Source organism: Bradyrhizobium sp. MI1.4 (assembly GCF_055811315.1).
The window spans coordinates 243,784-256,365 of record NZ_JBVVPP010000004.1; the positions used below are offsets into that span (position 1 = coordinate 243,784).

General features: G+C 64.1%; 16 protein-coding genes. 5 read left to right on the forward strand and 11 right to left on the reverse strand.

The features are described 5' to 3' along the window. Positions 1 to 12 precede the first annotated feature (12 nt). Together AC0L23_RS07115 and AC0L23_RS07120 are read right to left on the reverse strand one after the other, a co-directional pair. Complete coding sequence (locus AC0L23_RS07115; protein ID WP_085352853.1) at positions 13 to 855, reverse strand: metallophosphoesterase family protein; 843 nt, start codon at positions 853 to 855, stop codon at positions 13 to 15. 70 nt (positions 856 to 925) lie between these two features. Continuing rightward, on the reverse strand, positions 926 to 1,597 hold the full coding sequence (locus tag AC0L23_RS07120; RefSeq protein ID WP_085352854.1) for an acriflavin resistance protein: 672 nt from the start codon (positions 1,595 to 1,597) through the stop codon (positions 926 to 928). 168 nt (positions 1,598 to 1,765) lie between these two features. Between AC0L23_RS07120 and AC0L23_RS07125 the strand changes: the two genes are divergently transcribed. Further along, positions 1,766 to 2,188 (forward strand): MAPEG family protein, encoded by a 423-nt coding sequence (locus tag AC0L23_RS07125; protein ID WP_026233755.1) that lies wholly within the window; start codon positions 1,766 to 1,768, stop codon positions 2,186 to 2,188. Between the two features lie 34 nt (positions 2,189 to 2,222). Then, positions 2,223 to 3,521, forward strand: coding sequence for an RsmB/NOP family class I SAM-dependent RNA methyltransferase (locus AC0L23_RS07130; protein ID WP_085352855.1), 1,299 nt, complete (start codon positions 2,223 to 2,225; stop codon positions 3,519 to 3,521). A gap of 133 nt (positions 3,522 to 3,654) precedes the next feature. Here the strand turns inward: AC0L23_RS07130 and AC0L23_RS07135 are convergent, their stop codons facing one another. The 3 genes from AC0L23_RS07135 to AC0L23_RS07145 form a co-directional block, all read right to left on the reverse strand. Continuing rightward, positions 3,655 to 3,864, reverse strand: coding sequence for a cold-shock protein (locus AC0L23_RS07135; RefSeq protein WP_007592195.1), 210 nt, complete (start codon positions 3,862 to 3,864; stop codon positions 3,655 to 3,657). Between the two features lie 259 nt (positions 3,865 to 4,123). Next, the gene (locus AC0L23_RS07140; RefSeq protein WP_085362172.1) at positions 4,124 to 4,456 is read right to left on the reverse strand and encodes a DHCW motif cupin fold protein; all 333 of its coding nucleotides are present in this window, start codon (positions 4,454 to 4,456) and stop codon (positions 4,124 to 4,126) included. Positions 4,457 to 4,548: 92 nt separating this feature from the next. Further along, on the reverse strand, positions 4,549 to 5,820 hold the full coding sequence (locus AC0L23_RS07145; protein ID WP_085352857.1) for an MFS transporter: 1,272 nt from the start codon (positions 5,818 to 5,820) through the stop codon (positions 4,549 to 4,551). Between the two features lie 94 nt (positions 5,821 to 5,914). On the opposite strand from AC0L23_RS07145, the gene AC0L23_RS07150 reads away from it, so the two are divergent. Further along, positions 5,915 to 6,367, forward strand: a complete 453-nt coding sequence (locus tag AC0L23_RS07150; RefSeq protein WP_018459192.1) for a winged helix-turn-helix transcriptional regulator — start codon at positions 5,915 to 5,917, stop codon at positions 6,365 to 6,367. Between the two features lie 41 nt (positions 6,368 to 6,408). Here AC0L23_RS07150 and AC0L23_RS07155 read toward each other — a convergent pair whose 3' ends face one another. Continuing rightward, on the reverse strand, positions 6,409 to 6,780 hold the full coding sequence (locus AC0L23_RS07155; RefSeq protein WP_085352858.1) for a nuclear transport factor 2 family protein: 372 nt from the start codon (positions 6,778 to 6,780) through the stop codon (positions 6,409 to 6,411). 148 nt (positions 6,781 to 6,928) lie between these two features. Between AC0L23_RS07155 and guaA the strand changes: the two genes are divergently transcribed. Both guaA and AC0L23_RS07165 read left to right on the forward strand, forming a co-directional pair. Next, positions 6,929 to 8,518: a glutamine-hydrolyzing GMP synthase gene (gene guaA / locus AC0L23_RS07160; protein WP_085352859.1), complete on the forward strand. Its 1,590-nt coding sequence runs from the start codon at positions 6,929 to 6,931 to the stop codon at positions 8,516 to 8,518. A 17-nt stretch (positions 8,519 to 8,535) separates the two neighbouring features. Continuing rightward, positions 8,536 to 8,925 (forward strand): hypothetical protein, encoded by a 390-nt coding sequence (locus tag AC0L23_RS07165; RefSeq protein ID WP_018459189.1) that lies wholly within the window; start codon positions 8,536 to 8,538, stop codon positions 8,923 to 8,925. A gap of 140 nt (positions 8,926 to 9,065) precedes the next feature. Here AC0L23_RS07165 and AC0L23_RS07170 read toward each other — a convergent pair whose 3' ends face one another. From AC0L23_RS07170 to AC0L23_RS07190, 5 genes are all read right to left on the reverse strand, one after another. Continuing rightward, a complete protein-coding gene (locus AC0L23_RS07170) occupies positions 9,066 to 9,698 on the reverse strand; it encodes a class I SAM-dependent methyltransferase (RefSeq protein WP_085352860.1) in 633 nt (210 codons plus the stop codon). A gap of 11 nt (positions 9,699 to 9,709) precedes the next feature. After that, on the reverse strand, positions 9,710 to 10,120 hold the full coding sequence (locus AC0L23_RS07175; RefSeq protein ID WP_085352861.1) for a nuclear transport factor 2 family protein: 411 nt from the start codon (positions 10,118 to 10,120) through the stop codon (positions 9,710 to 9,712). Between the two features lie 85 nt (positions 10,121 to 10,205). Then, the gene (locus AC0L23_RS07180; protein WP_085352862.1) at positions 10,206 to 10,805 is read right to left on the reverse strand and encodes an NADPH-dependent F420 reductase; all 600 of its coding nucleotides are present in this window, start codon (positions 10,803 to 10,805) and stop codon (positions 10,206 to 10,208) included. Positions 10,806 to 10,837: 32 nt separating this feature from the next. Beyond that, entirely contained in the window at positions 10,838 to 11,590 is a 753-nt protein-coding gene (locus AC0L23_RS07185) for an SDR family NAD(P)-dependent oxidoreductase (RefSeq protein ID WP_247455685.1), read from the reverse strand. 49 nt (positions 11,591 to 11,639) lie between these two features. Further along, a complete protein-coding gene (locus tag AC0L23_RS07190; RefSeq protein ID WP_085352864.1) occupies positions 11,640 to 12,374 on the reverse strand; it encodes an SDR family NAD(P)-dependent oxidoreductase in 735 nt (244 codons plus the stop codon). Positions 12,375 to 12,582 lie beyond the last annotated feature (208 nt).

A 12,582-nucleotide genomic window follows, 5' to 3' on the forward strand; every position in this document is an offset into this window, starting at 1 on the left:
CGACTGGCGGCGCTAATGCGCACCGCCCATCTGGGCGAGCAGCTCCTCGATATCGATATCGACCTGGCCCGCGGCCCTGACGTGGCGAACCTCGAAGCCGTCGGGCTGGAAGCGGTACTCCACGAGCCCGACCTCCTTGATCGCGATCCGGTCCTGGCGCGCATCGTTGATCTTGAAGCCGGCCGACGGCGCCCAGACGTGGCGGGTGTGGCGCCAGGTAAAGTCGCGCCGCTGGTGCACGTGACCGCTGGCGATGAGGCGCAGGTCGACATGTGCAAACATCTCGATCAGCCGCGCGCGGGCCGGCTGCGGCACATAGCGGATCGACGTCTCCGGCGTCTCGGGGTCGTCGGGCCCGTTGAGAAATACCGGCTTGTGTACGAACAGCGCGACCGGCTTGCCGTTCGTGCGCGAAACTTCCGAAGCAAGCCAATCGAACTGCTCGGCCTCGAAGGCGAGCCCTGAGTTCATCACCAGCGAGTTGAGGCCGAGGAAGCACCAGCCCGCGGCCTCGAACGACCAATGGTCCTCGCCGATGATCTCGCGGAATTGCTGACGATGCGCTTCCGCGACCGGCGGCTTCGGCGCAGGGCCGATCGCGGTCGGATTGTCGCCAATGTCGTGATTGCCGGGGATGTAGCGGCAGGCGACGGGCAGGGCATCGTGCAGGCCCTTGGCGAATTCGACATCGTCGCGGCTGGTCGGCCCGTCGAACGAGACGTCGCCGGTGTTGACAACGAGATCGGGCCTATCGGTGTCGATATGCTCGCTGAGCGCCTGGAAGTTGGCGATCAGGCCAGGGAAGCGCCGGCCAAGATGGGCGTCGGAGATCTGTGTCAGGCGAAATTCGGACATGGATCGATCATAGGCCACGCCCGACGTCGGAACGATGACGGCGCGTCCGCGGTCAGCGATCGAACAAAGTTTAAAGCACGCGATAGCGGATTGTGTAGGCGTCCTGCGGCGCGACCGGGCTTGCCAGCGGCGAGGCGATGCGGTCGGCGAGGTGCCAAGGGCCGAACTGAGGGCCGAACTGAGGGCCGAACTGAGCGCCGGACTGTTCGGAGCGATGCGGCTCGGCCGGCAGGCGGAGGCGGAATTCGAAGGTGCCCTTGCCGGGCAGGTTCACGACCAGCACGCGGTCCGCAGTGCGGTGGTTGAGCGGTACCGCGCCACGCAGCACGGAGCGGCCATCACCGAGCTCCCGCACGCCCTCGACCAGTGCCAGCGTCTGGTTGCGCTCGGTATGCAGCTCGATCTGGGTGTCGGACACCGCCGCCAAGGTCTCCTTGGGCATGCGGATCTCGAACTCGACCGCGGGTTTCGAGGGATTGAGGCCGAGATAGGCCAGCGCGGCATGGCGCATGTCGTAGGCGGCAAACGCAAACAGAGCGAGGAGGGCGAGCGCAGCGAGGCCATGCCTGAGGACATCGCGCCAGGTCCGATAGCTCATTCGGAAGTAGACCGTCATCGCCAGCGCCACCGCAAGCGCGGTCGCGATGCCTGCCAGCGCCGACATCAGGATGCCGAACTGCCCGTCGGCTGACTCGGTCAAAGTGCCGGTCAGGCTGCCGATCTGGCTGAAGAGGGTGTTCATGGCGGTATCTCGCCTTGCGCCCCGAGGGGCCAAAATCGCTTTAACTGTCGACAGTTGGTCGCCTCATCGGGAACGCCGGTTCAACTCGTTGATTGTCAGGACCAGCGGTGACCGCTAATGGACGCTAGCTGTGCCTTCCGCCGGATGGGAAAATCCCGAGAAATTTCGATGTCCATTCAAATGGTTTTGCTGCCGGTCTTCGTGCAGGTCGGTCTCACCTTCGCGCTCCTGATCGCCATGGCGCTGGGACGCCGGCGCGCGCTCGTCTCCGGCGAGACCAAGAGCCGTGACATTGCGCTCGGCGAGCCCAACTGGCCCAAGGGCGCCACACAAATCGCCAATTGCTACCGCAACCAGTTCGAATTGCCGGTGCTGTTCTACGCCCTGATCGCGCTGGCGCTCCCGTTGCGCCATGCCGATCTCTTCATCGTGCTGATGTCCTGGGTGTTCGTGGTGACGCGCTTCGTCCATGCCGGAATCTTCGTCTCCTCCAACAATCTCGGGCGCCGCTCCACGATCTGGCTCGCCGGCGTGCTCGTGCTGCTCGCGATGTGGATCTACTTCGCACTGAAGATGCTCTTGTTGATCTGACGGTTAGCCGTCGGATTTGATCTGAAAGATTCAAATGACTCCCGCTGCCCGGCTGTCCGCAGCCATCGAACTGATCGACACCATCGAGAAGGACCGCGTGCCCGCGGCCAAGGCGCTGAAGGAGTGGGGCACCGCGCACCGCTTCGCCGGATCCGGCGACCGCGCCGCCATTGCCGGCCTCGTCTGGGACGTGCTGCGCCGCTATGCCTCGAGCGCCTACCTGATGGATTCGGACACCGCGCGTGCTCGGCTGATCGGCATGCTCCGCCTCGAGCGCAACATGGACGCGGCGACCATGGCCGCGCTGTTCGACGGCAGCCGCTTTGCCCCCGCGCCGTTGACCGAGGCCGAGCAGGCCGCGCTCGCCTCGCGGTCGCTTGAAGGTGCCCCGGCCGCGATCGCCGGTGACTATCCGGAATGGCTGGATCCGTATTTGGCAAAAGCGTTCGGCGACGAACGCGTCGCGGAGGCGGCCGCGATGGCGAGCCGGGCGCCGCTCGACCTGCGCGTCAACACGTTAAAATCCAATCGCGACAAGACGCTGGGGGCGCTTGCTCACCTTCATGCGAAACCGACGCGTTGGTCCGCAACCGGCCTGCGCATCGAGCTTTCGGCCGATGCGCGCAACCCCGGCATCCAGGCCGAAGAGGATTTCATCAAGGGTGCCATTGAAGTGCAGGATGAGGGGTCACAGCTTGCGGCTGCGTTGACCGCGGCAAAACCCGGCGAGCAGGTGATCGATCTCTGTGCGGGGGCCGGCGGCAAGACGCTGGCGCTCGCCGCGATGATGCAGGGCAAGGGCCGGCTGATCGCGACCGACAGCGACAAGCGGCAACTTGCGCCCATTCACGAACGCCTGTCGCGCGCCGGCGTCCACAATGCCGATGTGCGCACGCCCAAGGGGGAGGCCGATCCGCTGGCGGAGATCAGCGCGACCGCCGACCTCGTCGTGATCGACGCGCCCTGCACGGGAACCGGAACCTGGCGCCGCAATCCCGATGCCAAATGGCGCATGCGTCCGGGCGCGCTGGAGATCCGCCTGCGGGACCAGACCGCGGTGCTCGATCGCGCGGTTCCGCTGCTCAAGGCCGGCGGCCGCATTGCCTACATCACCTGCTCGGTGCTCTCAGAGGAGAACGGCGACCAGGTGAGGGCGTTCACCGCCCGCCATCCCGAGTTCGCTGTGGTGCCGCCCGAGCAGACCGCGAGCGTGCTCTGGGACAAGGCCGAGGAGTTTGCGCAAGCCGCGCTGCAATCGCCGGAAGGCTGGCTGATGACACCGCGGCGGACGGGAACGGACGGGTTCTTCGTCTCGGTCTTGAAGAAGGCATAGCCCACCCCACGACATCGCGGATGACGCGACGCCTGTCTCACCAAACAAAAACCCCGCGAACCGGAACCCGGTCGCGGGGTTTTCTAACTCGACGTTCTGCCGGTACGTCCGTGGTCAGAACGGTGCGCGGGCTTTAGCCGACGCGGAGATTGTCAGCCGAGGACTTGCCGCTGCGACGATCGGCGACGATGTCGAACGAGACCTTCTGACCTTCGTTTAGGGTCGAGAGGCCAGCGCGCTCGACGGCGCTGATGTGCACGAACACGTCCTTGTCGCCGTCATCCGGCTGAATGAAACCAAAACCCTTTTGATTGTTGAACCACTTCACGGTGCCCATAGCCATGGGAATTTCCTTTGCTTAAGAAGTTAACACGCGGACCGGTACGCACTATTGCGCCCATAGTCCTGATCAGTCGATGTTGGAGAAATCATCTGAAGCGTGCGCGCCCGTCAGCAACGAAGCGAAGCGGCCCAGTCGTTCGGCCAAGTATCGATGATCACAATATAGCGAGATTTTGGGGCCACTTCAAGGCACCACCCGCCGCTCGGGATGTCGCCGAATTTTGCTATTTTGCGGTGCAAATTAACCCTTCCGGGGCGCCTCAATCGACGATAAACAGCGTCGCCCCCGTCGTCGTCGAGGATCGGTGCGCTGCATCGCCGAAATCCGAGACCTGGTAGCTCATCCCCGCCGTGAGCTTGAACTTGCGGCCGTCGCGCAGCTCGCTGTCGAGCTCGCCCTGCAGCACGTACAGCACGTGGCCGCGGTCGCACCAATGGTCGGCGAGATAGCCCGGCGAATATTCGACCATCCGCACCCGGAGATCGCCGATGTCGAGCGTACGCCACTTGGCTTGCCCGGTCTCGCCGGGATGGACGGTCGGCTCGACCTTGCTCCAGTCGGTGACGGTGAAAGGGGAGGTGGGGAGCTTCATGATGGTGATCCTGAGGCGGCGACGGCAGTGCCGTTACTATCGGATGCTTTCGCGGTAGTCCTCATTTTTACAGTTCTTATTGTTTTCGGCCCTTATTTTTGCCCATGCATCAGCGCGCAATCTGCCGTCACCGGCATCCTGCTTGCGATGATGACCCAGACCAGCAGCGCGGCGGCACTGATTCCCGCGCCGAGCACGCAGACGCCGGACCAGCCGGCCATCGCGTACACCATCGTCGACGCGATCGCGCCAATCGCGCTTCCGACCGAGTAGAACACCATGTAACCGCCCACCAGTCGGCTCGCCGCATCGGGCCGCACGGCGATGATCAGGCTCTGGCTCGTCACGTGCACGGCCTGGAGTCCCAGATCCAGCACGATCACGCCGGCGACGACCAGCCAGAGCGAGCTTTGCAGGCAGGCGATCGGAGCCCAGGCAGCCAGCATCAGCAGCAGTGACAGCCCGGTGGTCCGCTGGGCCCATCCGAGATCGGCAAGCCGCCCGGCATTGCGCGCCGCGAGCGCTCCGGCGAACCCGGCGACGCCGAGCAATCCGATGGTGGTATGCGACAGCGCGAAGGGAGGCGCCGAGAGCGGCAGCACGATCGACGTCCAGAACACGTTGAGATTGGCGAAGATCAGAAACGCAAACAACGCGCGCTCGCGCAGTATCGGCTCGTCGACAAACAGCGAGGCGGTTGAGCGCAACAGCGACAGATAAGAGGATCGGGCCAGCGCCGACTGCCGGCCGCGCGGCAGCACGCGCAGGAGCAGCGCCGCCATGGCCAGCATGAGGCCGGCCGAGACCAGGTAGACCATTCGCCAGCCGCCGAAATCGGCCAGCGCGCCCGAGGCGAACCGCGCCAGCAGGATGCCGGCGACGATGCCGCTCGTGACGGTGCCGATCGCGCGGCCGCGCCCGTCCGGTCTGGCCAGCGTCGCGGCAAAGGCGACGAGGACCTGGACGACGACGGCGAGCATGCCGACTAGCGCCATTCCCACAAGCAGCACGGCGGCATGCGCCGCCGTGCCGACGATGACGAGGCCGATCGCCGACAGCACGGTCTGGCCGACGATCAGGCGGCGGCGATCCCAGAGGTCGCCGAGCGGCACGATCAGGATCAGGCCGAACGCGTAGCCGATTTGGGTGAAGGTCACCACCATCCCGATCGCGGCGGGGTCGATGCCGAGATCGCGCGCCATGGCATCGAGCAGCGGCTGCGCGAAGTAGATATTGGCGACGCTCAGGCCGCAGGTCAGCGCCAGCAGCATCGCCATCCCGCGCGAGAGCCCGCGCCCGGCGGTGTCGTCGGCCTTTTCGTCGGCGTTGGTCGGTCCGGCTGTGGCGGCATCGTGGATTGTCATTGTCGTCTCCGGCACGTTCTGTCTAGTCTTAAAATAAGACCAGTTGCACACCGCGCTGTCCAGTCCTATTTTAAGACCAATTTGGAGGCGGCGAATGAAGCGGACCGGTTTTGCCGAGGCTGACTGCCCGGTGGCGCGTGCACTGGACGCAGTTGGGGACATTTGGTCGCTTCTGATCGTGCGCGATGCCTTCGACGGGCTGCGTCGATTTGGCGATTTCCAGAAGAACCTCGGCATCGCCAAGGGCATGCTCACTGCGCGGCTGCACAGGCTGGTGGAGCTTGGCGTGCTCGAACTGATTCCGGCCTCCGACGGCAGCGCCTATCGGGAATATGCGCTGACCAAGAGGGGGCGCGAGCTGTTTCCAGTCGTGGTCAGCTTGCGCCAATGGGGCGAAGCGAATCTCTACGCGCGCGGCGAAGTCCATTCGGACCTGGTGGACGAGACGGGCCAGCCGGTCGGGAAGCTCGTGCTTCCGTCGCGGGCCGGCCGTCCACTGGCATGGTCCGATACCAGGGTGAGAAAGGCCGGTCTGCGCAAGCGCTGATTCGCGTCGGCCTTGGTGCGTCCTCGAGCTAGAAGCGCGACTCAGGGCACCGGATGATTCGCCGATCCCTGCACGATCTTTCCGGCCGCGTTCACCCGCAGATATTCGCAGATCCGCTTTCCCCGCTCGTTCTCGTAGAACACCACCACGCTATCAGGGCTGACGAACAATTCGATCAGCGAGAAATGCAGATTCGGCAACAGGGCGAGCGCCTTGCCCCAATAGGCGCGCAACGCATCCTTTCCGCGCACGGTGCCGCTTTCATCGAATCCCATCGCGGGGATGCGGTCCGAGGTCATCACGGTTTCCTCGTCATAGAGCGTGAGCACGCGTTCGAGCTCGCGCGCGTTCCAGGCCTCGACCCAGGTGCGGCCGAGCTCTGCAAGCGATGACGGCTGATGATGGTTTGGCATGGCGTTCTCCCTGATCGGCCCTTGGTGAGTGGCGGGCCATATAGGTCAATAATACTTACCTATATCAATTTGTCCATACCCCAAAGAAGAATGTGGGCGCGCGGCCCGCGCGGTTGCGGGAAAAGCCCCCGTCGCGTATCTGCTTGCCATGACAGCAGCACAGACCGACCGCTCCGCGTCGACGCCCTCGGCGCATGACAAGATTCTCATCGTCGACTTCGGCAGCCAGGTGACGCAGCTCATTGCGCGTCGCGTGCGCGAGGACGGCGTCTATTGCGAAATCGTCCCGTTCAACAAGGCCGAACAAGCCTTCAACGAGATGAAGCCGAAGGCGGTGATTCTCTCCGGCGGCCCTGAATCGGTACATGAGGCGGGATCGCCCCGGGCGCCGCAAGCGATCTTCGATTCCGGCGTGCCGGTAATGGGCATCTGCTACGGCCAGATGGCCATGGCGGAGCAGCTCGGCGGCACCGTCGAGGGCGGCCATCACCGCGAATTCGGCCGCGCCGATGTGGAGGTGAAGGCGCCGAGCAAGCTGTTCGAGGACGTCTGGTCGGCAGGCGGCAAGAACCAGGTCTGGATGAGCCATGGCGACCGCATCACCAAGATGCCGCCGGGCTTCTCGGTCGCCGGCACCTCGCCGAACGCGCCGTTCGCGATCATACAGGACGAGACGCGCAAATATTACGGCCTGATGTTCCACCCGGAAGTGGTGCACACGCCCGACGGCGCCAAACTGATCCGAAATTTCGTCCGCAAGATCGCAGGCCTTTCCGGCGACTGGACCATGCGCGCCTTCCGCGAGGAGGAGATCGCGAAGATCCGCGCCCAGGTCGGCACGGGCAGGGTGCTCTGCGGCCTGTCCGGCGGAGTCGATTCCGCGGTCGCGGCCGTGCTGATCCACGAAGCGATCGGCGAGCAGCTCACCTGCGTTTTCGTCGATCACGGCATGCTGCGCCTTGACGAAGCGAAGACGGTCGTCGACCTGTTCCGCCACCACTACAACATCCCGCTCGTGCACGTGGATGCCTCGAAGCAGTTTTTGGGCGAGCTCGAAGGCGTCACCGACCCGGAAGTGAAGCGCAAGACCATCGGTCGCCTCTTCATCGAGGTGTTCGAGGCGGAGGCCAAGAAGATCGGCGGCGCTGACTTCCTGGCGCAAGGCACGCTCTATCCTGACGTGATCGAGAGCGTCTCCTTCACCGGCGGCCCGTCGGTGACGATCAAGTCGCACCACAATGTCGGCGGGCTCCCCGAGCGCATGAACATGAAGCTGGTCGAGCCCCTGCGCGAGCTGTTCAAGGACGAGGTGCGCAAGCTCGGCCGCGAGCTCGGCCTGCCCGAAATCTTCGTCGGCCGCCACCCGTTCCCGGGCCCCGGCCTCGCCATCCGCTGCCCCGGCGAGATCACCCGCGACAAGCTCGAGATCCTGCGCAAGGCGGACGCGGTCTACATCGACCAGATCAGGAAGCACGGTCTCTACGACGACATCTGGCAGGCCTTTGCCGTGCTGCTTCCTGTGAAGACCGTGGGCGTCATGGGCGACGGCCGCACCTACGACTTCGTCGTCGGCCTGCGCGCCGTCACCTCCACCGACGGCATGACCGCGGACTTCTACCAGTTCGACATGAAGTTCTTGGGCGAGACCGCGACGCGCATCATCAACGAGGTGAAGGGCGTGAACCGGGTGGTGTATGACGTGACCAGCAAGCCGCCTGGGACGATTGAGTGGGAGTAGTTTTTAGAGACCGAGGCATGCTGATGCGCGCCGCGTTGAAAGTGGTGATGGCCGCAATATTTGCCATGCCGGCTGCGGTGGCTCTGGCGAAGTCTCCGGACTGCGCGAGTTGGCCCAATAACATGGCCCTCGTGCACCTCAAGAACGCCGGCCTGATTGATATCCCATCAGTGATCGAGGCGCAGACGAAGGCCGTTCGTCTCGCATCCGAAAAGATCGGCAAAGACCTCTACCAGCAGGTTTACGACATCACGTTTCACACCAAGGATGGCAAGACGATCGAGGTCATCACGAAAAGCCAAGCATCAAGCGAGGAATGCTCGATGAGCGGCGTCGACATCTACGTGGTCTCGAACAAAATCGGCGGGTCGGCGGAGCTGCCATCTGACGGCAGGACTAAAAAGTGATCCGGTTGCATCGAAAGCTCAAGAACCGAAATTGACCTGCAGCGGATGCGTAGGGCGGATTAGCCGCAAATCCGGCCTCTCTCGCCGAGTCGCGCGCAAGATGGCAGATTACGCTTCGCTAATCCGCCCTACGATCTCTGTCACGGCTTCACGAACCGATACACGAAGCGATCGGTTTTGCCCTTGATGGCGGGATCGAACACCTTGATCGTGTGCGGATCGTCCTTGTTCGCGAGCAGGGTGCTTTCCGCGTCCAGCACGAAGCCGGCCGCCTCCACCTCCTTGCGAACGGATGCAGGCTCAATCCGATGCAGCGATTGGGCCTCGCTCGTGCCCGCCCCGAGCGCGGCGGCGTGGTCGACGATGACGTAGCACCCGCCGGGCTTCAGCCGCTCGTAGACGGCGCGATTGAAGTCGGCCGCCGTCGCGCCCCTGGCCTGGATCAGCGCGGTGTGGAGGTCGTGATAGAACAAGTGCAGCCACAGGACATCCGCTGGTCGCGTGACCTGCGGCATCGCCACGAGGTCCGCTGACACGGCTTCGACGTTGTCTCGGCCCGGCTCCTTCGCAAGCCTCCGCATAAGGCCGAGCGGATCGTTCTTGAAGTGCGCGACTTCGGCCGGCACGAAGCTGTCAACCCGTCCTTCGGGTCCCACGATCTCGGAGAAGACACGGGTCCAGTCGCCGTCGCCTGGGTAAACGTCGATCACGGTGGCGCCCGCATCGATACGTGCGAACCGGATCAACTCGGACAGCTTGGATTGGTCGTACATCTGGATTTCCTTTAGGCTTGGGCATTCGACACGCGCGCGGCTCGTGCCAGTGCCTGCGTGTCGACGTACTCCCGGATGTTCGTCAGTTTGCCGTTGCGAACGGCGATGGCGAAGACCCAGTCGTCCCTAAACGTCTTGTTCGTGGCTTTGATCTTTCCCTTTGCGAATCCGACGACCAGGACCCGGTCTCCTTGCGCCACGAACTCGCGGGGTTCGGTGGACGTTTCGATCGACTTGGATGCCGTCTCGAGCAAATCCGCCACCCCGTCGTGCCCGCGATGCGTTCCGGCCAGCGGCCAGTCCTCGCCGGGGATGATCCACTCGATGTCCTCGCTGACCAGCGCCAGCAGAGCCTCGCTGTCGCCGCGGCCGATCGCGGCGAAGAAGTCCTTCACGGTCTGGATGTTCTTGTCGGTGCTCATAGTCATTTCTCCATGTCACTCGGATCGGATCGCGCGCGATCCGATCCCGTGTGTCGTATCCCCCAGGGTGGGAACCTCGTGTTCGTCAGTCGAACTTGACCAGATCCTTGAAGATCAGTTGACCCCAGCTGTTTCCACGCGCCTGCAGGAGCAGTCCGCCTTCCGAAAGCCCGCCAAGCTTGATCGGCGCGAAGCCGAGAGTTTCCGCAAGCGTGCCAATCTCCACTGTGGCGTCGTGATCGTCGCTCGCCAGGAACACGACTCTCCTGCCACCATGGAGGGCCGGATCCTGGGCAAGGACGGCAGCACCCAAATGGTTGAAGCCCTTGACCAGTCGACCGCCGGTGAAGGCTTGCGCGAGGGCCTTGGACGAAGGTTGTCCCCCCAGTCTCTCAGGCGGCACGCCGTAGGCGTTGGTCACATCGACGATCGTCTTGCCCTGCCAGGTGGGCAGCGCTTTCGCGACATCCTGGTGCGACTCGAAACGGACCGCCAAAAAGACGATGTCCGCCTTGACGGCGTCCGCCAGCTTTTTGGGAATGATCGAGGGTCCGATCACGGCCGCGGCGGATGTAAAGCTTTCCGGGTCGCGCGTGGTTGCAACGGAGACTTCGATGCCGTTGCGGGCAAACGCGCTGGCCAGGGCTTGGCCGATAGGGCCGAAGCCGATGATTGCGTAGCTCATGATGTTTCTCCGAATTTGTGTCGATGGCGCGGTCAGACCTGGGCCATGCCGCCATCGACGGCGAGATCCACGCCGGTGATGTAAGAACTTTCATCGGAGGCGAGGAACGTGACGGCAGCCGCGATTTCCTCCGGCTTGCCCCTGCGACCCATCGGGACCTGTGAAGCAAATTGGCTGGCCGCTTGCTCGGCTTGCTCGCGGGTCAAGCCCGTCGTCGTCTCCAGGGCGGGAGTCTCCGTTGGCCCGGGGCTCATCGTATTGACGCGGATTTTGCGGTCCTTCAGCTCCAGCGTCCAAGCGCGCGAGAAGCTGCGCACCGCCGCCTTGCTCGCGGCGTAGACGCTGAACCCCGGCAACCCCTTCACGTTCGACACCGAAGAGTTCAGGATGATCGAACCGCCGTCCTTAAAGAGGGGGAGGGCTTTCTGCACCGTAAAGAACAGGCCTTTCACGTTCACATCGAAGGTCTGGTCGAAATGGGCCTTGGTCGCTAGCGCGAGCGGCGCGATTGTCCCCGCGCCTGCGTTCGCGAAGAGAATGTCGATGTGACCATGTTTCTCCTTCACGACGGCATAGAGCCGGTCCAGATCTTCCAGGCGCGACACGTCGCTCACGACCGTCGTCACGTTTCTCTCGATGAAGGCTGCGGCCTCCTTCAGCTCTTTCTCGCGTCGCCCGGTGATCACCACGTGCGCACCTTCGTCCACGAAGCGCTTGGCCGTGGCCAATCCAATGCCGCTGCTGCCGCCGGTGATGACGGCGATCTTGCCTTCTAGTTTTTTCATGATGTTTATCTTTCATTGTGTGTGGGCCAGGCGCGGGACCGCGCCGGGATCAGAGTTGCGCCAGGCCGCCGTCGACGGCGACTTCGCTGGCGGTCATGAAGCTGCTGTCCGAGGAGGCGAGAAAGGCAGCCACCGCCCCGATCTCCGCCGGATCGGCCATGCGCTGCAGCGGAGTCATCGCGGCGAACACCTTCTGTCCCTCTTCGCCCAGCGCTTCCTTCGCGAGTTCGGTCGCGGTCGCTCCGGGCGACAGCACGTTGACCCGGATGCCGCTGCCTTTCAGGTCCTCCGCCCAGGTCCGCGCGAGGTTTCGCACGGCCGCCTTGCTCGCGCTGTAGGCGCTCATGGCCGGGGCGCCCGTCGTGCCGGCGCTCGATCCCGTCAGGATGATCGAACCGCCCCGGCGCATCAGCGGCAGCGCCTTCTGCACCGTGAAAATCGTACCCTTCACATTGGTGTCGAAGGCCTCATCGATGTGCGCGGCGGTGATCTTGCCGAGCGCAAGCTGACTTCCCGCGCCGGCATTGGCGAAGACGATGTCGAGGGTTCCGCGCTCGGCCTTCACCGCCGCGTAGAGGCGGTCGAGGTCGGCTTCATCCGAGACCGAGCCCTTCACCGCGCGGGCATTGGGCCCGAGGGCGGCGACAGCAGCGTCGAGGGCTTGCTGTCGGCGGCCGAAGATGAAGACGAAAGCGCCATCCTCGATGAAGCGCTTTGCCGCGGCGCGGCCGATGCCGGTCGCGCCACCCGTGATGACTGCAACCTTGCCGTCAAGCTTTCCCATGATGTCTCCTGTCGTGGTGTCGGGGCAGCATCTGCCCCCGAGGACCCCGACATAGGTCCGCCGGCCCCAGGCGTTGAGTGCGGAAGCGCGCACATCGGTGGTGCGAAATCGATCCGGCCGGACGACTAACGCCGACGGCGACGATCGGTGTCCGTCGCTCAGAAAGGGCCCTGCTGGCCGGAACCGGCTATGATCACTGCCCATACTG